Origin of the sequence: Enterobacter sp. MALB-1, assembly GCF_041021625.1 — a bacterium.
In the GTDB taxonomy this organism is placed as follows: Bacteria; Pseudomonadota; Gammaproteobacteria; order Enterobacterales; family Enterobacteriaceae; genus Enterobacter; species Enterobacter oligotrophicus.
Genome location: NZ_JBDPJL010000001.1, coordinates 3,210,916 through 3,233,086, shown reverse-complemented (window position 1 = coordinate 3,233,086; position 22,171 = coordinate 3,210,916). Strand labels below are relative to the sequence as shown.

Annotated in this window: 20 protein-coding genes and 1 pseudogene; 8 read left to right on the top strand and 13 right to left on the bottom strand. The window is 56.9% G+C overall.

Translation table 11 applies throughout. From position 1 onward, the window contains the following. Positions 1–37: 37 nt before the first annotated feature. The 5 genes from ABGB15_RS15490 to ABGB15_RS15470 form a co-directional block, all read right to left on the bottom strand. Positions 38–742 (bottom strand): ABC transporter ATP-binding protein, encoded by a 705-nt coding sequence (locus ABGB15_RS15490; RefSeq protein WP_215722799.1) that lies wholly within the window; start codon positions 740–742, stop codon positions 38–40. Beyond that, entirely contained in the window at positions 729–1,565 is an 837-nt protein-coding gene (locus ABGB15_RS15485) for an ABC transporter ATP-binding protein (protein ID WP_215722800.1), read from the bottom strand. The genes ABGB15_RS15490 and ABGB15_RS15485 overlap by 14 nt, the downstream gene beginning before the upstream one ends. Further along, on the bottom strand, positions 1,558–2,391 hold the full coding sequence (locus ABGB15_RS15480; protein WP_215722801.1) for an ABC transporter permease: 834 nt from the start codon (positions 2,389–2,391) through the stop codon (positions 1,558–1,560). Before ABGB15_RS15480 ends, ABGB15_RS15485 begins: the two co-directional genes overlap by 8 nt. After that, positions 2,391–3,404 (bottom strand): ABC transporter permease, encoded by a 1,014-nt coding sequence (locus ABGB15_RS15475; RefSeq protein ID WP_215722802.1) that lies wholly within the window; start codon positions 3,402–3,404, stop codon positions 2,391–2,393. Before ABGB15_RS15475 ends, ABGB15_RS15480 begins: the two co-directional genes overlap by 1 nt. A 101-nt stretch (positions 3,405–3,505) precedes the next feature. Next, entirely contained in the window at positions 3,506–5,074 is a 1,569-nt protein-coding gene (locus ABGB15_RS15470; protein WP_152083775.1) for an ABC transporter substrate-binding protein, read from the bottom strand. Between the two features lie 198 nt (positions 5,075–5,272). On the opposite strand from ABGB15_RS15470, the gene ABGB15_RS15465 reads away from it, so the two are divergent. After that, entirely contained in the window at positions 5,273–5,971 is a 699-nt protein-coding gene (locus ABGB15_RS15465) for a GNAT family N-acetyltransferase (protein WP_215722803.1), read from the top strand. A gap of 91 nt (positions 5,972–6,062) precedes the next feature. On the opposite strand, the gene betA is transcribed toward ABGB15_RS15465, so the two are convergent. From betA to betI, 3 genes are read right to left on the bottom strand one after another with little or no spacing between them, the layout of a single operon-like run. Beyond that, positions 6,063–7,727, bottom strand: a complete 1,665-nt coding sequence (gene betA, locus ABGB15_RS15460; RefSeq protein WP_215722804.1) for a choline dehydrogenase — start codon at positions 7,725–7,727, stop codon at positions 6,063–6,065. 13 nt (positions 7,728–7,740) lie between these two features. Further along, positions 7,741–9,213 carry a betaine-aldehyde dehydrogenase gene (gene betB, locus ABGB15_RS15455; RefSeq protein ID WP_215722805.1) on the bottom strand — a complete coding sequence of 491 codons (1,473 nt, stop codon included), beginning with the start codon at positions 9,211–9,213 and terminating at the stop codon, positions 7,741–7,743. Between the two features lie 13 nt (positions 9,214–9,226). Next, positions 9,227–9,814 (bottom strand): transcriptional regulator BetI, encoded by a 588-nt coding sequence (betI, locus tag ABGB15_RS15450; RefSeq protein WP_023343550.1) that lies wholly within the window; start codon positions 9,812–9,814, stop codon positions 9,227–9,229. Between the two features lie 128 nt (positions 9,815–9,942). On the opposite strand from betI, the gene betT reads away from it, so the two are divergent. After that, positions 9,943–11,976, top strand: a complete 2,034-nt coding sequence (betT, locus tag ABGB15_RS15445; protein ID WP_313326807.1) for a choline BCCT transporter BetT — start codon at positions 9,943–9,945, stop codon at positions 11,974–11,976. 138 nt (positions 11,977–12,114) lie between these two features. Then, positions 12,115–12,458: pseudogene (locus tag ABGB15_RS15440) on the top strand (type II toxin-antitoxin system RelE/ParE family toxin). A gap of 260 nt (positions 12,459–12,718) precedes the next feature. Here ABGB15_RS15440 and ABGB15_RS15435 read toward each other — a convergent pair. The 3 genes from ABGB15_RS15435 to ABGB15_RS15425 are packed head-to-tail and all read right to left on the bottom strand — an operon-like array spanning position 12,719 to position 14,132. Then, on the bottom strand, positions 12,719–13,219 hold the full coding sequence (locus ABGB15_RS15435) for a type VI secretion system tube protein Hcp (RefSeq protein ID WP_215722807.1): 501 nt from the start codon (positions 13,217–13,219) through the stop codon (positions 12,719–12,721). Further along, the gene (locus ABGB15_RS15430; RefSeq protein WP_369064276.1) at positions 13,219–13,557 is read right to left on the bottom strand and encodes a putative T6SS immunity periplasmic lipoprotein; all 339 of its coding nucleotides are present in this window, start codon (positions 13,555–13,557) and stop codon (positions 13,219–13,221) included. Before ABGB15_RS15430 ends, ABGB15_RS15435 begins: the two co-directional genes overlap by 1 nt. Before the next feature lie 14 nt (positions 13,558–13,571). Beyond that, positions 13,572–14,132 (bottom strand): type IV secretion protein Rhs, encoded by a 561-nt coding sequence (locus ABGB15_RS15425; protein WP_215722808.1) that lies wholly within the window; start codon positions 14,130–14,132, stop codon positions 13,572–13,574. A gap of 212 nt (positions 14,133–14,344) precedes the next feature. On the opposite strand from ABGB15_RS15425, the gene ABGB15_RS15420 reads away from it, so the two are divergent. Genes ABGB15_RS15420 through ABGB15_RS15405 form a run of 4 tightly spaced genes read left to right on the top strand, consistent with a single transcriptional unit; the run spans position 14,345 to position 17,771 of the window. Further along, positions 14,345–15,256 (top strand): metal ABC transporter substrate-binding protein, encoded by a 912-nt coding sequence (locus tag ABGB15_RS15420; RefSeq protein WP_152083785.1) that lies wholly within the window; start codon positions 14,345–14,347, stop codon positions 15,254–15,256. A 3-nt stretch (positions 15,257–15,259) separates the two neighbouring features. After that, positions 15,260–16,081, top strand: a complete 822-nt coding sequence (gene sitB / locus ABGB15_RS15415) for an iron/manganese ABC transporter ATP-binding protein SitB (protein WP_152083786.1) — start codon at positions 15,260–15,262, stop codon at positions 16,079–16,081. Beyond that, positions 16,078–16,935: an iron/manganese ABC transporter permease subunit SitC gene (gene sitC / locus ABGB15_RS15410; protein WP_152083787.1), complete on the top strand. Its 858-nt coding sequence runs from the start codon at positions 16,078–16,080 to the stop codon at positions 16,933–16,935. The genes sitB and sitC overlap by 4 nt, the downstream gene beginning before the upstream one ends. After that, positions 16,932–17,771, top strand: a complete 840-nt coding sequence (locus ABGB15_RS15405) for a metal ABC transporter permease (protein ID WP_152083788.1) — start codon at positions 16,932–16,934, stop codon at positions 17,769–17,771. The genes sitC and ABGB15_RS15405 overlap by 4 nt, the downstream gene beginning before the upstream one ends. Here the strand turns inward: ABGB15_RS15405 and entD are convergent. Both entD and ABGB15_RS15395 read right to left on the bottom strand, forming a co-directional pair. Beyond that, a complete protein-coding gene (gene entD, locus ABGB15_RS15400; protein ID WP_215722809.1) occupies positions 17,758–18,408 on the bottom strand; it encodes an enterobactin synthase subunit EntD in 651 nt (216 codons plus the stop codon). The genes ABGB15_RS15405 and entD overlap by 14 nt on opposite strands. 54 nt (positions 18,409–18,462) lie before the next feature. After that, positions 18,463–20,715 carry a TonB-dependent siderophore receptor gene (locus ABGB15_RS15395; protein ID WP_152083790.1) on the bottom strand — a complete coding sequence of 751 codons (2,253 nt, stop codon included), beginning with the start codon at positions 20,713–20,715 and terminating at the stop codon, positions 18,463–18,465. Between the two features lie 209 nt (positions 20,716–20,924). On the opposite strand from ABGB15_RS15395, the gene fes reads away from it, so the two are divergent. After that, entirely contained in the window at positions 20,925–22,166 is a 1,242-nt protein-coding gene (gene fes, locus ABGB15_RS15390) for an enterochelin esterase (RefSeq protein WP_215722810.1), read from the top strand. The last annotated feature ends 5 nt before the right edge of the window (positions 22,167–22,171 follow it).

Below are 22,171 nucleotides of genomic sequence, written 5' to 3'. Positions count from 1 at the left end.
CGTAGGCCCCAGCGCCACCGGGCACAGCCGCGCGCACTTAACCCATCCTGTGCTCGCCCCGTAACATCGCTTCACGGTCAAACAGCCGCTGGATCTCCCCGTGCGCCATAAACGCCGCGCGGTCGGACATATGCGCAATCACATCCGCGTCGTGGCTTACCAGAAGATAGGTCATATCGTGCTGTGTTTTCAGGCGGTTGAGCAGGTTAAGAATTTCTGCCTGTACCGACATATCCAGCGCCGAGGTCGGTTCATCCAGCAGCAGAAGCTGCGGGCGCAACAGCAGCGCACGGGCAATCGCCACGCGCTGACGCTGACCACCGGAAAGCTGGTGCGGATAACGTTTCCCTGCGTCGGCAGATAAACCCACCTGCTGCAGCGCATCCGCGACCTTTTCAGCTATCTGCGTTTCACCGTGAATTTTCAACGGTTCCGACAGCGTGCGCGAAATGGTGTGGTTCGGGTGCAGCGACGCCCACGGGTCCTGAAACACCATTTGCACATTGCGACGAAGCGGGCCTTCAAAACGTCTGCCTGGCGTTAACGCGTCTCCCAGAACCGCAATGCTGCCACGCCACTCGCGCTGCAATCCTGCCAGCACTCGCAGGATCGTTGATTTTCCGCAGCCGGATTCACCAATCAGGCTAAACGTTTCACCTTTCTCAATGGTAAAGCTGGCGGCAGAGACCGCTGTTTTTTCCCCGAAGGTGACCTGGAGCTGGTTGACATCAACGAGTGCCATTAATCGCCTCCCTGAACGGTTGTGTGCGGTCGAGCGTTGGCAGCATCTGGCCGTAGGTGCTGGCGTTCGGGCGGCAGGTCCACAGGGTGCGTGTATACGGGTGCGTCGCCTGCGGAAGCTGGCTTGCCGCCATTTCGTCCACTTTCTCGCCCTGATACATCACCAGCACGCGGTCGCAGTGTTCCGCCACCAGCGGCAGGTCGTGGCTAATCAGCAACATCGCCATCTGGCGTTCTGCACATTGCTGTACCAGTAGCTCCAGGATCTGGTTGCGCAGGCGCGCATCCAGCGCCGAGGTCGGTTCGTCGGCAATCAGCACCTGCGGGTTATTCATGAGCGCAATCGCAATCATCACCCGCTGGCCCATACCGCCGGAGAGTTCGCCGGGGTAACGCTGGAGCACGTTCTCAGCCAGCCCGACGGCGCGGATAATGTCGTGAATGCGCGCAACGCGTTCCGAACGGGGCAGAGCCTGATGCAGGGTCAGGGCCTCGTCAAGCTGAGCCGCAACGCTTTTCACCGGATTCAGCGCATAGCGCGGGTCCTGCAATACCATCGCAATCCCGTTGCCGCGCAGCGCCTGCCAGCGACGGTTGTTCAGGGTCAGCAGGTCGTTACCCAGCACGTTAAGCTGCCTGGCGCTTACCACGCCCGGTTTACGCACCAGCCCCATTAATGCGCGGGCAGACATGGATTTGCCCGAGCCGGATTCACCGACCAGCGCCAGCCGTTCGTTGCCAAGCGTAAAGCTCAGGTTGTTGACCACGCGCGCGGCGGGGTAGTCGATATTCAGCGCATCGACGATGACGCGGTGTTCAGTCATGTTGCGGCTCCAGTACGTCGCGCAGGCCATCGCCCAGCAGGTTAAAGGCCAGGCTGGCAAACAGAATAGCGCCGCCCGGAATGGCGGCAATCCACCACTGGTCGAAAATCACCTGCATGCCATCGGCAATCATTGCGCCCCATTCGGCCATCGGCGGACGCGCACCGAGACCGAGGAAGCCAAGCCCGGCGGCGGCAAGAATAATCCCCGCCAGATCCAGCGCCAGTCGCACAATGGCGGACGGCAGGCACAGGGGCAGAATGTGGCCGACCAGCAGCCGCGGGCCGCGAATGCCCATCATTTCAGCGGCGGCGAGGTAATCGCTGTGGCGCAGACGCTGAATTTCACTGCGTGCCTGACGCGCATAAGCAGGCCAGGTGGTTAAGGCCAGCGCCAGCGCACCGTTGACCAGCCCCGGACCAAGCATCGCCACAAAGGCAAACGCGAGGATCAGGCGCGGCATCGACATTACAACGTCAGTAAAACGCATCAAAATGCGCTCCATCCAGCCGCCGTAGTAGCCGGACAAAATCCCCACCAGCAACCCGGCAGGCAGAGTGATGACGGTAACTAAAGCCACCAGCCCAAGCGCCGGACGGGTGCCGTAAATCAGGCGCGAGAGCAGGTCGCGCCCGTAGCTGTCGGTACCCAGCCAGTGCTGAGCGTTGGGTGCCTGCAAACGCGCGGCGGCGTCCTGCCAGTTCGGGTCAAGGGGCGCAAGCCACGGGGCAAACAGGGCGATAAACACCAGCAGCGTAATGGCTATCAGCCCGCAAAATGCGGCAGGGGAGCGGCGCAGACGGCGTAAGAAAAGATAAAACGGCATTAGCGCACCCTGGGATCGGTTGCCCGCACAAGCAGGTCGGTAAGGTTATTGATCAGCACAAAGCTCACGCCAATCAGCAGCGTACCGCCCATTATGGCGGTCGTGTCACCGGCGAACAGGGCGGTGGTGAGATAGCGTCCGATGCCCGGCCAGGAGAAGACTGTCTCGGTTAACACCGCGCCTTCCAGCATGCTGGTATAGGCCAGCGCAATCACCGTCAGCAGGGTGCTGCGAATGTTTGGCAGCACGTGGCGCAGCAGGATAGTCATCTCGCCAGCACCTTTAGCGCGGGCGAGCAGTATGTACTCTTTGTTCATCTCGCTGAGGCACGCTGAGCGCGTCAGGCGGGTGATGCTTGCCAGCGAGTAATACGCCAGCAGCAACACTGGCAGCACCAGATGGCTGATGGCGTTGCGGAACGCCTCGCGGTCGCCGGAAAGCCAGGTATCAATCAGCGCAAAGCCGGTTCGCGGCTCTACGGTGAACTGCCAGATATCGTCCAGTCTGCCGGGGCCTGCGCTCCACTGCAGTTTTGCGTAGAACAGCGCCAGCATCAGCAGGCCGAGCCAGAAAATCGGCACCGAGTTGCCGAGCAGCGTGAGCGTACGAATCGCTAAATCGAGCGGTGAACCGGCGTAGCGGGCGCATAGCACGCCCGCAATCACGCCGAGTACCGTGCCGATGATTAGCGCCAGCGTTGCCAGTTCCAGCGTGGCGGGAAAGGCGTGCAGCAGGTCCTGCAATACCGGTTGACCGGTAGCGCTGGCGGTGCCTAAATCACCGTGGGCGAGATTTTGCAGATAGTGCCAGAACTGCACGGGCAGCGGCTGATCCAGCCCAAGCTGGTGGCGAACCTGATCGTAAGTGGACTGGCTGGCGTGATCGCCGACGATCTGCAAAACGCGATCGACCGGAGAAAACGCAGAGAGCGCAAACGTGACCAGCAGCAGCCCGAATAGCGTGAGCAGGAGAGTCAGCAGACCCTGAAGCACGCGGGTGGAAAGATGTGGCATGGGAAATCTCTTCATGCCGGGGGCGGCTTCGCCTTACCCGGCCTACAAAAACCGAGAACGTAGGCCGGGTAAGCGCAGCGCCACCCGGCAACAAGGGCAAATTACTTCGTTACGCGATCGTACCAGACCATATCCGCGTTCAGCCCCTGCTGATACCCCTTCACGTTATCGCGCACCACGATCTGGGTTTTGCCCTGATCGACAAACACATACGGCGAGTTATGCTGCAATTGTTCCTGCATCTTCTTATAGAGATCCAGGCGTTTTGCAGGATCGGGTTCGGCCACTGCCGCCAGCGTGGCCTTGTTCAGCTCCGGAATTTTCCAGCCGTTCAGCCCGGCCACGGTGCTGGATTTGCCATCGTTCCACGCGAAGGCGCTGGCGTTGGAATGGGCGTCGAAATAGTCCGGTATCCACAGACGGATCGCCGCCTGATGCTGCTTCGCACGTACACGGGCATACACCTGGCTACCGGCGGCGGGCAGCAGATCGACCTTCACGCCGCCCTGTGCAAAGCTCGCCTGCATGGACTGGGCGATAGTAATAAACGGCGGCTTGTTCTCCACGTCCAGCGTAAAGTGCGCGTCTTTGATGCCTGCTTTGGCGAGAATGTCTTTCGCTTTTGCCGGGTCAAATTTGAACGGATTATCTTCCAGCGCACCTGGCAGACCGACCGGCAGGAAGCTCTGATGGACAAAATACTGGCCTTTCAGCAGATCTTTGGTGATGCCTTCATAATCCACCAGCCAGCGGGAGGCTTCCCAGAACGCCGGATTATTCAGCAGCGGGTTGGCGCTGTTTCCGGTGTTAAACACCAGATAGTTCTGTTCGGCGGACGGAATGCTCAGCACTTTCACGCCGGGTTTGCCGTTGAGCGCGCTAATCTGATCTGCACCCAGATCGCGCGCCACGTCCGCATCGCCCTGCTGGATCAGCAGGCGGCGAGAAGCCGGGTCCGGAACATTTTTAATAATGATGCTTTTAAGCGCGGGCGCGCCGCCAGGCGCGGATGCATTTGCTTCCAGCACGATGGCCTGATGCGGCTGATAGACGCGCATTTTGAACGCGCCGCTGCCCGCAGAGTGCATTTTCAGCCACGCGTTGCCGAAGTCGTTATCTTTCACGTTCGCTGAGACCAGTTTCTCATCGACGATGGAGGCGATTGGCGTGGAGAGAATATTCAACGCTACCGACGGGCTAACGTCCGCCGTCCAGTGCAGGGTGAGGGTATGATCGTCCACTTTTTTCAGCTGGCTGGCGATGTTGCTGGCGTCCCAGCCCAGCACGTTAAGAATGAAGGCCGGAGATTTGTTCAGCGTCACGGCGCGGGTATACGAGAAAATCACATCTTCCGGACGCAACGGGTTGCCGGAGGCAAATTTTGCACCGGGCTTGAGTTTGATGGTCAGGGTTTTTGCTGCCGCGTCGGCTTCCCAGCTTTCCGCGAGGATCGGCGTGATTTTTTCCGGGTTATCGCGGTCTGGCTGCACCAGACGCTGGTACAGGCTCGGCACGGTCTGGATGCTGGAAAGCTCGTTGGCTTCAGCCGGATCGAGGCTCACGATGTCATCAAGGCCCTGGGCGACAACCAGCGTATTGGGCGGAGTAGCGGCGTGGACAGCGCCTGAGAGTGCAGCCAGCACCAGTAACGGCAGCAGTTTTTTAGTCATAGCGATCCCTGAAAAATATATTGTGATTGTTTTATGCTCCGTTACGTTAGGCCGACTCAGGAATTCCTCAAAGTCGAAATTCTGCTTTGCTTATGCCATCCGGGTATAACGCATGCACCCTGGTTATTAGCCGCGTCGCTTTTCGTTCGCTTTTTTACCTGCTATAACAAAATCCTTACCTTTCAGGGAGTCACTGCCGTGCCCGAAATCAACCACCATGGTCAAACCGTTAACGATATCGTTCCCGACTGGAAATGTGCGCGCGTGTTAACCCGCACACCGCTCAGCGGTCAGTATTGTCGTCTGGAGCCGCTGGATGCGGATCGACACGCTGCCGATCTCTTTGAGGCGTATGCACTGGGCGACGACAGCGACTGGACGTGGCTCGCCAGTACGCAACCTATGAGTGTGGAAGCCACTGCGCACTGGGTACTCGGAAAAGTGATGGATGACGAACTGGTGCCCTATGCCGTGATTGATTCAGGCACGGGGCGTGCGGTGGGGCTGGTGAGCTATATGGCGATTGAGCGAATGCAGGGCTCGGTGGAGATTGGCCACGTCACCTGGTCGCGCAGGATGAAAGGCACCCGCATCGGCACCGAAACGGTATGGCTGTTGCTGAGAAATGCGTTTGAACACGGTTACAGACGTCTGGAGTGGAAGTGTGATTCGATGAACGTGGCGTCACGCAAGGCGGCTGAGCGGCTGGGGTTTGTCTGGGAAGGCCGCCTGCGCCAGAAGCTGGTGCGCAAGGGGCGTAACCGCGACAGCGATATGCTTTCTATGATTGACCGGGAATGGCCTGAGCGGGACGCAGAACTGCGCGCCTGGCTGGCGGCAGAGAATTTTGACGGGGAAGGGCGGCAGGTTAAGCGGCTTGAGGCGTTTCGGAAATAATCTCCCCTCACCCTAACCCTCTCCCTGTGGGAGAGGGAACGATGACACCCTTTCCCTCCGGGAGAGGGCCGGGGTGAGGGCAGCAAGCAACTCAGCGTCGAACCGGTGCCCCATTCGCCACATAATACGCCGCCGTACTCTTCGCCAGCGGCTCGCGCCCGCGAATGGCGTCGGCAATTTTCTCGCCAATCATGATCGTGGTGGCGTTCAGGTTACCGGTAATGATCTGCGGCATAATCGACGCATCCACCACGCGTAACCCTTCCAGGCCGTGCACGCGGCCTTCGCCGTCAACCACCGCCATTTCGTCATAGCCCATCTTACAGGTGCCGCACGGGTGGAAGGCGGTTTCGGCGTGATTCCGCACGAACTCGTCCAGCTGTTCGTCAGTCTGGCATTCAATGCCTGGGCTGATTTCACGGCCGCGGTACTTGTCCAGCGCGGGCTGGTGCATGATCTCGCGCGTGATGCGGATTGCGTCGCGGAACTCCTGCCAGTCCTGTTCGTGAGACATATAGTTGAACAGGATCGCCGGATGCTGGTGCGGGTCACGGGACTTGATGCGCACGTGTCCACGGCTTGGTGAGCGCATGGAGCCAACGTGGCACTGGAAGCCGTGCTCTTTCACGGCGTTGGAGCCGTTGTAGTTAATCGCCACCGGCAGGAAGTGGTACTGAATGTTCGGCCACGCAAACTCCTCGCGGCTGCGGATAAAACCGCCCGCTTCGAAGTGGTTGCTCGCACCCACGCCGGTGCCGCCAAACAGCCACTCCGCGCCAATCTTCGGCTGGTTCCACCACTGCAGGGCAGGGTAGAGAGAAACCGGCTCTTTGCATTCGTACTGGAGGTACATCTCCAGGTGATCCTGCAGGTTTTCACCCACGCCGGGTAAATCGTGTACCAGCGGGATATCAAACTGCTTCAACAGTTCAGCATTGCCCACGCCGGAGCGCTGCAGGATCTGCGGAGACGCAATAGCGCCTGCGCACAGCAGCACCTCTTTATTCGCCGTCGCGTTGGACGGGATGGTGCTTTCGCCCTCCAGCCACTCAACGCCCACCGCGCGCTTGCCTTCGAAGACAATGTGATCGGTCATGGCGTGGGTGCGGATAGTCAGGTTCGGGCGCGGTTTCGCCTGGTCCAGATAGCCGCGCGCGGTGCTGGCGCGTCGGCCCTGCGGCGTGACCGTTCGGTCCATCGGCCCGAAGCCTTCCTGCTGGTAGCCGTTGAGATCGTCGGTGCGCGGGTAACCCGCCTGCACGCCGGCTTCTACCATTGCTTCAAACAGCGGGTTCACGCCGGGTTTGGAGGTGGTGACGCTCACCGGGCCATCGCCGCCGTGGTAGTCGTTTGGCCCCACGTCACGCGTCTCCGCCTTGCGGTAATAAGGCAGACAGTTGAGATAGCTCCAGTGCTCCAGACCGGATTCTTTTGCCCAGTTGTCCAGATCCATCGCGTTGCCGCGCACGTAGCACATGCCGTTGATCAGCGACGAGCCGCCCAGCCCTTTACCGCGTCCGCACTCCATGCGGCGGTTGTTCATATGCGGCTCTGGCTCGGTTTCATACGCCCAGTTGTAGCGCTTGCCCTGCAGCGGGAACGCCAGCGCGGCAGGCATCTGGGTACGGAAGTCGAAGCGGTGATCCGGCCCGCCCGCCTCAAGCAGCAGGACCGTGGTGTTCGGATCTTCAGTCAGTCGTGTTGCCAGCACGTTGCCGGCAGAACCGGCACCAATGATGATGTAGTCAAATTGCAAAAAAACCTCCCGGTTAAAATATGGACTGGAATTTACCCATCTCAACCTGGATGGACTTCACCTGGGTGTAGCTTTGTAGCGTCATTACGCCGTTCTCGCGGCCAATGCCGGAGTGTTTGTAGCCGCCAACCGGCATCTCTGCGGCGGATTCGCCCCAGGTGTTGATCCAGCAGATGCCCGCTTCGAGGCGGTGGATTGCACTATGTGCGCGGTTCAGATCGGCGGTAACGATGCCCGCCGCCAGACCGTAGTCGGTATCGTTGGCGCGGCGAATGGCTTCTTCGTCAGTGTCATAGGTGAGGATGGACATCACCGGGCCGAAGATCTCTTCGCGCACGATGGTCATCTCGTCGGTGCAGTCGGTGAATACGGTCGGGGCCACCCACGCGCCGTTATCAAAGCCTTCGCCCTTCAGCACGTCGCCGCCGCACAGCACGCGCGCGCCTTCCTCTTTGCCTTTGGCGATGTAGCGCAGCACGCTGTCGCGGTGCGGGAAGCTGACCATCGGGCCGAAGTTGGTGCGTTCATCGAACAGATCGCCCGCGCGGATGCGGCCCACGCGCTCAACGATTTTCTGCTCAAACGCGGCTTTACATTTCGCGGGCACAAATACGCGGGTGCCGTTGGTGCACACCTGGCCGGAGCTGAAGAAGTTCGCCATCATGGCGATGTCTGCCGCGAGATCCAGATCCGCGTCGTCGAAAATAATCAGCGGCGATTTGCCGCCCAGCTCCATCGTCACCTCTTTCAGGGATGAGGCCGCCGAGTTCGCCATCACTTTTTTGCCGCTGGCGACGCCGCCGGTAAAGGAGACTTTCGCGATCCCTGGATGCTCGGTCAGGTACTGGCCGGTCTCCGCGCCCACGCCCGGCAGGACGTTAAACACGCCGTCTGGCAGGCCCGCTTCGGTGTAGATTTCGGCCAGTTTCAGGGCAGTGAGCGGCGTCACTTCGCTCGGCTTGAAGATCATCGCGTTGCCCGCTGCCAGCGCCGGGGCGGATTTCCACAGGGCAATCTGGATCGGGTAGTTCCACGCACCGATGCCCGCCACCACGCCCAGCGGTTCACGGCGAGTGTAGACGAATGAAGTCTCGCGCAGGGGGATCTGGCTGCCTTCGAGCGCCGGGATCAGCCCCGCGTAATACTCCAGCACATCCGCGCCGGTGACGATATCCACGGTACTGGTTTCAGAGAATGCTTTACCGGTGTCGAGGGTCTCCAGCTTCGCCAGCTCGTCGTTTCGCTCGCGCAGAATGTCGACGGCGCGACGCAGAATGCGCGAACGCTCCATCGCGGTCATCGCCGCCCAGATTTTTTGCCCGCGCGTTGCGCTTTCCACTGCGCGGTCGACGTCTTCACGCCCGGCAGCCTGCACGCTCGCCAGGACTTCACCGTTGGCCGGGTTGATGGTCTCGAAGGTGCGACCGCTGGTGGCCGATGTATAACCACCATTGATATAAAGCTGCTGTTCTGCCATTCGGGACATAAATTCTCCTCGGTTATTCGGTCGGTAAATGCTGGCTGATAAAGTGGCTGGTGAGCGACTGGGCCAGAGTTTTATCCAGCGGTTTGCCGCTTAACGCGGCGCGCAGCCACAGCCCGTCAATCAGTGCCGCGAGCCCGTAGCCCGCCTCTTGCGCCTGTTCACGCGGCAGTTCGCGGCGGAACTCGTACACCAGGTTCGACAGCAGGCGGCGGCTGCTCACCTGCTGCAATCGGTAGAGCATCGGCTGATGCATACTGCTCGCCCAGAAGGCCAGCCAGGCCTTCATCGCGGCGCTACTGACCTGGGTTTCATCAAAGTTGCCGCCGACAATCGCCTGCAGGCGCTGTTCTGCGCTGCCGTTCGGCAGGGCATGTAAACGGCTTAATACCGCGTCGCGCAGCTGGCCGGTAATGTCGCGCATGGTTGCTTCCAGCAGACCGTTTTTATCTTTGAAATAGTGACTGATGATCCCCGTGGAAACGCCCGCCCGACGGGCGATCTGCGCGATGGTCGCGTCATGCATTCCCACTTCATTTATTGCTTCCAGCGTGGCGTCGATAAGCTGCCTGCGCCGGATCGGCTGCATCCCCACTTTGGGCATTTTTGCCACTCCATTCATCAGCGTTAGTTATACATTAAAGCGGTTTTTGATTGGACGTTCAATATAAAATGTGTCTTAATTGTTGCGATTTTGGATTTTAATAGTTACAAAAACAGTGGGGATACTGGATGACAGACCTTTCACAGGACAGAGAAAAAGACAAAATCAACCCGGTCGTTTTTTATACTTCCGCCGGGCTGATTTTGTTGTTTTCCCTGACAACCATCTTCTTTCGTGATTTTTCTGCCGAGTGGATTGGGCGCACCCTCAACTGGGTGTCCAAGACCTTCGGCTGGTACTATCTGCTGGCGGCGACGCTCTATATCGTCTTTGTTGTCTGCATTGCCTGCTCGCGCTTCGGTTCGGTGAAGCTCGGGCCAGAGCATTCCAAGCCCGAGTTCAGCCTGCTGAGCTGGGCCGCGATGCTGTTTGCTGCTGGGATCGGCATTGACCTGATGTTCTTCTCCGTGGCGGAACCGGTCACGCAGTATATGCAGCCGCCGGAAGGGGCGGGGCAGACGATGGAGGCCGCGCGCCAGGCGATGGTCTGGACGCTGTTCCACTACGGCCTGACCGGCTGGTCAATGTACGCCCTGATGGGGATGGCGCTCGGATACTTTAGCTATCGTTATAATTTGCCCCTCACCATCCGCTCTGCGCTTTATCCGATCTTCGGTAAAAAAATTAACGGACCTATTGGGCACAGCGTCGATATCGCGGCGGTGATCGGCACCATTTTTGGTATCGCGACGACGCTGGGCATTGGCGTGGTGCAGCTCAACTACGGGCTGAGCGTGCTGTTCGATATTCCGGATTCGATGGCGGCGAAAGCGGCGCTGATTGCGCTGTCGGTGATTATCGCCACCATTTCGGTCACCTCCGGCGTGGATAAAGGTATCCGCGTGCTCTCGGAGCTGAACGTGGCGCTGGCGCTGGGATTGATCCTGTTTGTACTGTTTATGGGCGATACCTCGTTCCTGCTCAATGCCTTAGTGCTGAACGTGGGCGACTACGTGAACCGCTTTATGGGTATGACCCTGAACAGCTTTGCCTTTGATCGCCCGGTAGAGTGGATGAACAACTGGACGCTGTTCTTCTGGGCGTGGTGGGTGGCGTGGTCACCGTTTGTCGGCCTGTTCCTGGCGCGTATTTCGCGTGGCCGCACCATCCGTCAGTTCGTGATGGGCACGCTGATTATCCCGTTCACCTTTACCCTGCTGTGGCTGTCGATTTTCGGCAACAGCGCGCTGCACGAGATCATCCACGGGGATGCAGCTTTTGCTCAGGAAGCGATGGTGCATCCGGAGCGTGGCTTCTACAGCCTGCTGGCGCAGTATCCGGCGTTCACCTTTAGTGCGTCTGTTGCGACGATTACCGGCCTGCTGTTCTATGTCACTTCGGCGGATTCCGGCGCGCTGGTGCTGGGCAACTTCACCTCGAAGCTCAAGGATATCAACAGCGATGCGCCGAACTGGTTGCGCATCTTCTGGTCCGTCGCCATCGGCCTGCTGACGCTCGGCATGCTGATGACCAACGGCATTTCGGCATTGCAGAACACCACGGTGATCATGGGGCTGCCGTTCAGCTTCGTCATCTTCTTCGTGATGGCCGGGCTGTATAAATCGCTCAAGGTGGAAGACTACCGCCGCGTGAGTGCCAGCCGCGACACTGCGCCGCGACCGATGGGGGCACAGGACAGGCTGAGCTGGAAAAAACGCCTGTCGCGCCTGATGAACTACCCTGGCACGCGCTATACCAGCCAGATGATGGAGACGGTCTGCTACCCGGCGATGGAAGAGGTGGCGCAGGAGCTACGCTTGCGCGGTGCTTACGTTGAGCTGAAAAACCTGCCGCCGGAAGAGGGTGAGACGCTGGGGCACCTGGATCTGCTGGTGCATATGGGCGACGAGCAGAACTTTGTCTACCAGATTTGGCCGCAGCAGTATTCCGTGCCTGGGTTTACCTATCGTGCGCGGAGCGGGAAATCGACCTACTATCGTCTGGAGACCTTCCTGCTGGAAGGCAGCCAGGGGAATGATTTGATGGATTACAGTAAAGAGCAGGTGATTACGGATATTCTGGACCAGTATGAACGGCACCTGAACTTTATCCATCTGCACAGGGAAGCGCCGGGGAATAGCGTGATGTTCCCGGATGTCTGAACGAATTCTTAAAAAGATATTTTGCTGTATATAAATACAGTTGTGTGGCGCAATATTACTCAAGGAAGAGTAACAATGCAGCAAGAGCCTGACGCTGAAGCATTCAGGCTTTTGCTGCAATTAGGGAAGGAACTATGGATGAGTCACGCGATAGAGTTTGTCGAAACATCACTCTTTACCCGGCAGATCAGAAGTATTGCTACGGATGATGAATTAAAGGATCTGCAAAAGGAACTCATTGCCTGGCCTGATAAGGGCGACCTGATCCGCCATACGGGGGGATTACGTAAAATAAGGATGGCCGCAGGCTCAAAAGGAAAGAGAGGTGGTGTCAGAGTTATTTACTTTTTGGCCACAGAGGAGGTGATCTTTTTCTCATGGCCTACCCAAAAAGCACCAAGGACAGCCTGACAGAGGCAGCGAAGGTGCTTAATGCGATTCGGGAAAATCCTGCGTTTTACAGAGCGCTTGCTGGGCAGTAAATAGCCCTCATGCCGGGTGGCGGCGATGCCTTACCCGGCCTACAAAACCACTTTACCGTAGGCCTGATAAGCGAAGCGCCATCAGGCGGTAAATACGCAGTGGGTCTGAATAACAATATTTTGCTTATTTATGTTGACTGTGAAGATCAGGACATAAATGAATCGGGATATAAAGGTGTGCAACCACCTTCATATCGCTAACCACAAATTTCTAAGCAGCATCAGACATTAATGTTTATTAGTCAGGTGAATCAGTAAAGTTATACGTTACTTTTCTCTTTTTGCGCCGGTTTCATCCATGCATCGCTATAAAGAATATTTCCTTTCACATAATTCCACTGGATGCCTCGGAATCTCAGTCCGATAACTTCATGCATATTCGGCGCAGTGCTTCCCGGATAATACACGTGTGTAAACTCCACTGATGAGATAACCACACTTTCAAGTGTAATATTGTAGACCTCGCTTTCTATACCTGCTTCAACTATTTCATAATATTTGATAACGGCCTTTTGCAGGCGTTTGCTCTCACAAACGGCAATAGCAAGATAAGGGCTGACTTTATCTAATTGCTTATGCAAGGTAACAGGACCGTGTTGCCGCGTACCGGTCATATTTCCTGTATGGCTGTCTACAGCTTGTTTTACGCCGTAGCTGCTGTTCATGATCTCAATAGCTCCTTCCCGGCCTGGCATCATACAATCGCCCTGGACGAGCATTCCATTCTCATCGTAGAGAAATAAGTACGCGGGTAATGACATTATAATTCTCCTAAATTTATTTGTTTTCCGTTATTATTGATATCGAACTGATGTACATATTTTTTATCATTTAATCCGTAGTGAATGATGTAAGTAAGACCCTTTTCCCATTTTACATTTAAACAGGTGTTCGGGTAGGCGATGTTTAATTTTTTATATCCGGACCCTGTCACTACAGAAATTTTATGCGCTTTGCTTGAATAAATGGTGTAAAAATTCAGAACATCATTTTTATCGATGCTAAAACATATGTGATTGCCATTAATAAAAGTGAATCTGGTTTTGGGGGCGCGATTATCTCCGGGACATCCCGTTATTAAAATGCAAAGAGTAAGCATGAAAAATATGCTTTTCATCCTGGAAACCCCTTTAAGATATTTTTGTATTTCTGCAAAAGGTAATATAAACTTTCCTTAAGATATAAATCTCGGTATTTCAATAAGTGCTCATTCTTCTCCAAACCAAAATATTTCAATAACCAGTAATCACTTACAAGAGATGCTTGCTGTTCTAATCCATAATGCTGTAAATCTGCTTTATTTAAACTATAGGTATAGTCAGCAATGCCTGAGAATAAACCCCTTGTTCTGACAAACATCCCTTTTTGAGTTTGCCAGACATGCATCATCTCATGCATGAAGCGATGTTTTTTAACAATGTCATCCTCCAGCGAAAAATCCGGTGAATACGTTTCCTCTCTGTACCACATTTCCCCGTTGGGACTCATCGCCACATCTACAGGCTGGAGATTAAAAGGAAGATAGCTTTCTCTGTGCACCCACACTAGATGGTAACGAATGCTGTAACCATAAAGCGTCCTGGCAAGAGCTATTTCCCCAATCGTAAGTTGCCGGACCCCACCCGGATTAATCGGGGTTCCCGATGTGGGGTGAATTCTTTCGTTAACGGGCATGTCAATTCCCTTTATTTAATATGGGTATTGAGCGTAAATCATACTCCTGACCGGGAGAGAAAAAAGAAAGCACTTTTCCTAAAACTTCCGCCTGACAGTCTTCATTGACACAACTTTAATGATAATTATTTTCATTTAGATATAGCCTGTGCTATACCATATAGCACAGGCTAATTTTGCTTTGAATTTAACCACATCAGGAGACTTCTGCGATGCACCCACTGCAAGGATTGAAGCGGCTGTTGCTCAGTGCGCTGTTAATGACCGTCACTACCACGGGCGCGCTGGCGGCTGAAAAATTCCAGGTCATAACCACCTTTACCGTCATTGCCGATATGGCGAAAAACGTGGCGGGAGATGCCGCAGACGTCACTTCTATCACCAAACCCGGTGCGGAAATTCATGAGTATCAACCGACGCCAGGCGATATCAAACGTGCGCAGAAGGCGCAGCTGATTCTGGCTAACGGCATGAATCTGGAACTGTGGTTCCAGCGTTTTTATCAGCATCTCAACGGCGTGCCGGAAGTGATTGTCACGAAAGGCATCACGCCGATGGGGATCACCGAGGGGCCGTATAACGGCAAGCCCAACCCACATGCATGGATGTCGCCGGACAATGCGCTGATCTACGTCGATAACATTCGCGACGCGCTGGTGAAGTACGATCCGGCAAACGCGCAGACCTACCAGCGCAACGCGGAGATCTACAAGCAGAAAATCACCGGTACGCTTGAGCCGCTGCGCAAGCAGGTGGCGGAGATCCCGGAGAACAAGCGCTGGATGGTGACCAGTGAAGGCGCGTTCTCCTACCTCGCGCGGGATTTAGGGCTGAAAGAGCTTTATCTGTGGCCGATCAATGCCGATCAGCAGGGTACGCCTCAGCAGGTGCGCAAAGTGATCGACCAGGTGAAAAAGCACCAGATCCCGGCGGTGTTCAGTGAAAGTACCGTTTCCGATAAACCGGCGCGTCAGGTCGCACGCGAAACGGATACCCACTACGGCGGCGTGCTCTACGTTGACTCACTCAGCGCGGAGAACGGGCCAGTGCCAACCTATATCGATCTGCTTAAAGTCACCACCGGTACGCTGGTGCAAGGCATTCGTGACGGTATGAAGGAGTAAAACATGCAAGAGGGGATTGTCGTTTCAGATGTGACGGTGACGTACCGAAACGGCCACACGGCGCTCCACGATGCCACGTTTAGCATACCGGGCGGCTCAATTGCCGCACTGGTGGGCGTAAACGGATCGGGTAAATCTACGCTCTTTAAAGCGGTGATGGGCTTTGTGCGCGTAGCCAGCGGTTCGATTGCGATTCTGGGCATGCCCACCCATCGCGCGCTGCGCCAGAATTTGGTGGCATATGTTCCGCAGTCGGAAGAGGTGGACTGGTCGTTTCCGGTGCTGGTGGAAGATGTGGTCATGATGGGGCGCTACGGCCATATGGGGTTTCTGCGTCGTCCCAAAGAGCACGATCGCCGCATCGTCACCGAAGCCCTGAGGCGCGTCGATATGCTGGAGCTTCGCCACCGGCAAATTGGCGAGCTGTCCGGCGGGCAGAAGAAGCGCGTTTTTCTCGCGCGCGCCATCGCTCAGCAGGGGCAGGTGATCCTCCTTGATGAACCCTTTACCGGCGTGGATGTGAAAACCGAGGCCAAAATTATCAGCCTGCTGCGCGAACTGCGTGACGAGGGTAAGACGATGCTGGTCTCGACGCATAACCTGGGTTCGGTGACCGAATTCTGCGATTACACGGTGATGGTCAAAGGCACCGTGCTGGCGAGCGGGCCGACGGAGACCACCTTTACCGCAGAAAATCTTGAGCGCGCCTTCAGCGGCGTGCTGCGACACGTGGTACTCAGCGGTTCAGAAGAGCGCATTATCACCGACGACGAGCGTCCGTTTGTCGCGCATCGTCTGCCTGCGGGTGAGGGGAGGGCACAATGACCGCGCTGCTTGAACCGTTTGGTTATACCTACATGCTCAACGCCATGTGGGTCTCCGCCATGGTGGGCGGTTTGTGCGCCTTTCTCTCCTGCTACCTGATGCTCAAAGGCTGGTCACTGATTGGCGATGCGCTGTCGCATTCGATTGTCCCTGGCGTGGCGGGCGCGTATATGCTTGGGCTGCCATTTTCGCTGGGCGCATTTTTATCGGGCGGGCTGGCGGCAGGCAGCATGTTGTTTCTCAACCAGCGCAGCCGACTGAAACAGGATGCGATCATCGGGCTGATCTTCTCCTCCTTTTTCGGGATTGGCCTGTTCATGGTGTCGCTTAACCCGACCTCTGTGAACATTCAGACCATTGTGTTGGGCAATATCCTGGCCATCGCGCCGGAGGATATCGTGCAACTGACGATCATCGGTGTGGTGTCGATCCTCATCCTGCTGGTGAAATGGAAAGATCTGATGGTGACCTTCTTTGATGAAAACCATGCGCGGGCGATTGGGTTGCGTCCGGCGCGTCTGAAAATTATGTTTTTCACGCTACTGGCGGTCTCCACGGTGGCCGCGCTACAAACTGTCGGCGCTTTCCTCGTCATCTGCCTGGTGGTCACGCCGGGCGCAACCGCCTGGCTGCTGACCGATCGCTTCCCCCGACTGCTGATGATTGCGGTAGCGATTGGCAGCATCACCAGTTTTCTCGGCGCGTGGTGCAGCTATTATCTGGACGGTGCAACAGGCGGGATTATCGTGGTGGCACAAACCCTGCTGTTTCTGCTGGCCTTTGTCTTTGCGCCTGTGCATGGCCTTCTGGCAAGCCGACGCCGTGCGCGCCAGGCACCGGAGGGCGAAATATGATTACGCTGCTGCTTGAACCGTTCAGCTTTACCTTCATGAACAACGCACTGGTGATTGCCCTGCTGGTGGCAATTCCCTGCGCGCTGCTCTCGGTTTTTCTGGTGCTAAAAGGCTGGGCGTTGATGGGCGATGCCATGAGCCACGCGGTATTCCCCGGCGTGGTACTCGCCTGGATGGCGGGACTGCCGCTGGCGCTCGGCGCATTCGTGGCCGGGCTGTTCTGCGCCATTGCCACGGGGTATCTCAAAGATAACAGCCGAATTAAGCAGGATACCGTTATGGGTATCGTCTTTTCCGGCATGTTCGCCGCCGGGTTGATTCTCTACATCGCCGTTAAACCCGAAGTGCATCTCGACCATATTTTGTTCGGCGATATGCTGGGGATTAACGGAATGGATATCCTGCAAAGTGGCCTCGTTGCTGCGCTGATTGTCGCCATTATTGGCCTGAAATGGCGTGATTTTCTGCTGTTTTGTTTTGATTACCAGCAGGCGCAGGTGAGCGGTTTACGCACACGCTGGCTGCATTACGGGCTGCTGTGCATGGTTTCGCTCACGATTGTGGCAACGCTAAAAGCAGTGGGGATTATTCTGTCGATATCGCTGCTGATTGCTCCCGGTGCCGTTGCGGTGCTGGTGACCCGGCGCTTTCACGTCGCGCTGCTGGTCGCAACCGTGATTTCGGTGGTGGTGTCGCTGAGCGGCGTTTACCTCTCGTTTTACCTCGACAGCGCCCCCGCGCCGACAATAGTGGTGCTGTTTGCCCTGGTGTTTGTCATGACTTTCACGGTCACGAGCATGAAGGCGAAGCGGCAGGAAAGCGTCACAGCAGGGTGATGACGTTGTCGCCCATGCGTTTCCAGTGCAGGGTAAACGCTGCGCCCTCCTGAAACCCTGCCAGCGGGCGAGTCAGCGCCAGCGTCAGGTGTTCAGCATCGAGCGCGATGACGCGGGCGCTGTCAAACCCCATCATGGCATTCACCCAGGGGAACAGCGCCTTAAAGAGACTCTCTTTGGCGCTGAAGGTCAGCGTCAGGGCGACGGTAAACGGCAGCGCGTTGTCACGCAGGCGCGATGCTTCCTCCGGGCTGACAATCCCCGCGTGAATCTCTTCGGCTTCTTCTGCGGGTAAAATCGTCTCGCAGTCGATACCGACAGGTTGCCGCGCGCGATTTATCACCACAGCCAGCGCGCAGCCGGACGTATGCGTAATGCTCCCGGCGATGCCAGCAGGCCACAAGGGTTCGCCGCTGCCGCCAATGGCTGGCACGGCAGAAATACCGTGCTCCTGCAAGGCATGCGCTGCGGCAAGGCGTCCGGCAAGATGCTCCGCCTGACGTTTAGGTGCCGCGTGGGCGAGCGTGGCGTGATGAGGTAACCAGAGCAGGTCTGCGTGGGTGAAGGTTGCGGGATCAAATTCAATTCGATGGAGACGATAACCCGCAAGGGTGATAAGGCTGTGAGTGGTATGCATCGTATCCTCTGATAAGAAAAAAGCCCCCTTCGCGGGAAGAGGGCTTACAGTCTATCAGAAGTGCGTATTCACGCTCATGTACCAGGTACGACCCGGCTCGTTGTAGGTGTAGGCACCTGCACCGTACATATACGCGCCAGTAGCGGTGTTCCCCGTCGTCTGGGCATTACCTGCACGCCACTGACGTTTATCGAAGACGTTATCAATCCCGCCAGTCAGGCTGACGTTTTTGGTCACGTCCCAGGTCGCGCTCAGGCCAACGATGCTGTACGGGCTGACTTCGTCTTTCTCAGAGCCCGTAACCGGCTGACCTTTGTAGTTGTATTTCTTCGGCTGCTGCTTGCCGTACCAGGTGAAGGTGGACTGCAGCGACACATCCTGATGGACCTGCCAGCTCACAGTTGAGTTCAGCGTGTACTCTGGAATGATCGACAGACGATCGCCCGTCTCCTTGTTCTTACTCTGCAGCATGTAGGTGATGTTGTTGGTCCAGTTGATCGTGTCGCTGACCGGCACATTCAGGGAACCTTCAAGACCTTCCACCACCGCTTTTGGCACGTTTTCCCACTGATAAATATCGGTGGTGACTTTACTGGTGGAGGTCTGGCCGATTGGCGCATAGCCCGCTTCAATCTTGTCGCGGTAGTCGTTGCGGAACCAGGTCACACCCGCCAGCCAGCCGTCGTGTTTCCACTCTAGGCCAATCTCTTTGTTGATGCTGGTTTCGGCTTTCAGATCATCGTTACCCATCATGTAGCAGCCCACGCCGTCTGAACTGGCGTAGCAACCCTGGCCTTTGCTGTACAGCAGATAGTTCGGGTTGGTCTGATACAGGCTTGGTGCTTTGTATGCGCGCGCGATACCCATCTTCAGGGTGAAGTCATCGCCCAGACCTTGCGACAGGTTCAGGGACGGGCTCCAGTTGTTGCCCACGATGGTGTGGTGGTCAAAACGCAGCGCCGGCGTCAGCATGGTGCTGTCGGTCAGCTCCATGTTGTTCTCAGCGAACAGAGAGAAGATCTCCGCCGATGAGTACGGGCTACGATCGTCGCTCATGCCAGGGATCGTCCCCCCTTGCTGAGGCTGGGTGTTGGAGGTGGAATCCTTCATGCGCTGCTGGTTCCACTCAGTACCCAGCGTCAGGTTCTGGTTAACCAGGAAATCAATCGGCAGGTTGATCTCGCTGTGCAGCATCACGTCAGCCAGATCGGTATCGGTGAATTTATCGCTGTTGAACAGCCCTTCCAGGCCGCCCGCCAGTCCTTCACCCAGACGGGAGTTACGGGTGTGTTCGTACTGTGCCCAGTTGCTGGTGGTAATGCCGTTATCCCAGCCGCCGTTCCAGGTTACCGCGAAGTTCTGACGATAGATACGGTTGGTCTCTTTACCGTAGTTTTTCTTCACCAGACCGTTGGTGCTGTTATCGTTGTTGGTGTTCTGCGTATCGCCCGCGTAGAGGTTGTTCTGGCGGCTGTAACCCGCTTCAAACTCCAGAGACTGCATCGGCGCGAAGTCCCAGCGCACCACGCCGTTGATGTCTTTGTTTTCCACACCTTCACGGCCTGCTGGCAGCGTGTCGGCGTAAGTACCGGTACGCTCAGACTGGTGGCCCTGGTTGATGTCCCACGCATCGGCCTGGGTTTTGTCCAGGTTGCCGTACATGCGGAAGCTGAAGTCGCCGCCCAGCGGGCCACTCAGACTGAAGTTGGTGCGTTTAGTTGAACCTTCGTCCTTGTGTTCTGGTGCATTCAGGTAGGTGTTCCAGGAACCATGCCACTGGTCGTCGAATTTTTTGGTGATGATATTCACCACCCCACCCGCTGCACCGTTACCGTAACGGGCGGCGGCCGGGCCACGGATCACTTCAATGCGTTCGATCATCTCCGGCGGTACCCAGCCGGTATCCCCGCGGGTATCACGCTCGCCGCGCCAGCCCAGGCGGATGGAGTTACGGCTGGTGACCGGTTTGCCGTCGATCAGGATCAGGGTATTTTCCGGGCCCATACCACGGATATCAATCTGGCGGTTGTTACCGCGCTGGCCGCTGGTGGAGTTACCTGTCAGGTTAACGCCCGGCATGGTACGGATGATTTCGGCAACGTCGCGCGCGGGCGGGTTCTTACGGATTTCGTCGGCGGTGATGGTTGATACACCAGGTGCCTGCAGGTTCTGTTCTGCGGCGGTGATCACCATTGTGTCTTCGTGCTGCGCGGTGGCGGCAGTCGTGTCGTCTGCCAGGGCTGGCAGCGCGACGCCGTAAATCCCTAAGTTGACCAGCAAGGCCAGGGAGTGAATCTTCTTATTCATTGTACGTCCTGCTTTTCGCGCCGCATCCCCTGGTCTCCGTTCCCGAAAGGGAGAGGAGGCGGCATGTTGTCACCCGCATGTTGCGTAAGCAGCCCTGTCCTCGAGCGCACACAACGCGTGGCATGGTTATTTTATGAGCGCGCTTCCCACAGCGCGGGCACTACGCTATTGCAAATGCAAATAGTTATCAATAATATTATCAATAATTTTTGTCTTGCAACAAAAAAAGACTCGATAAACATGAGGTTATAGTGACGGCGTTAACAACGGGAAGTGAGGCCTGGTGGCAGTCGAAACGCGGCCCGGACGTGACAGGTATTCAGGGTAACTATCGCGTGACGTTCTGGTGGCGTGACCCGGCGGGTACGCAAAACACGTCAACGGTGAAGCGTGTCTGGCTCTATATCACCGGTGTGACCGATCACCATCAAAATGCCCGTCCGCAATCCCTTGAGCGTATTCCTGATACCGACGTCTGGCAGTGGCAGGGCGAGTTCAGCCCCGCGTGGCGCGGAAGCTACTGTTTTATCCCTTCTGATAACGAACATGATTTTGCCGATACGGTGTTTCACGGCGAGCAACCGGACCGCATGGCGCTGCGTGAAGGCTGGCGGAAACTGCTGCCCCACGCGGTTTCCGACCCGCTGAACCCGCAGAGCTGGCGTGGCGGGCGCGGCCATGCCGTCTCGGCGCTGGAGATGCCCGGCGCACCGGTGCAGCCAGGCTGGAACCATCCCGATACACCATACAAACAGCCTGTCTGTATTGAATGGAAGAGCGAGCGTTTGCATAACCGTCGCCGCGTGTGGATTTTCACTACCGGCGAGGAAAGCCCTGAACGTCCGCTGGCCGTGTTGCTCGACGGTCAGTTCTGGGCGGAAAGCATGCCCGTCTGGCCTGCCCTGGCGTCACTGACCAGCGAAGGCAAACTGCCGTCCGCGGTTTACGTTCTGATTGACGTGATCGACACCGCACACCGCAGCCGCGAGCTGCCCTGCAATCCTGATTTCTGGCTGGCGGTGCAGGAAGAACTCCTTCCGCTAGTGAAAACCCTCGCGCCATTCAGCGACCGCGCTGACCGGACGGTCGTCGCAGGCCAGAGTTTTGGCGGGCTTTCTTCACTCTATGCTGGCCTTAACTGGCCGCAGCGTTTTGGCTGTGTGCTCAGTCAGTCCGGCTCCTACTGGTGGCCGCACCGCGGCGCACAGCAGGACGGATTACTTATCGAACAACTTAAAGCGGGTGAAAAAACCGCACGCGGGCTGCGTATCGTCCTTGAGGCGGGGCGCAATGAGCCACTTATTTTCCGCGCAAATCAGGCGATTTACGCCGAACTACACACACAGCAACCGGTTATCTGGCGTCAGGTTGACGGCGGACACGATGCGCTTTGCTGGCGCGGTGGGCTGACGCAGGGGCTGATGGCTCTCTGGCAGCCACTTATTCAATAACGGAG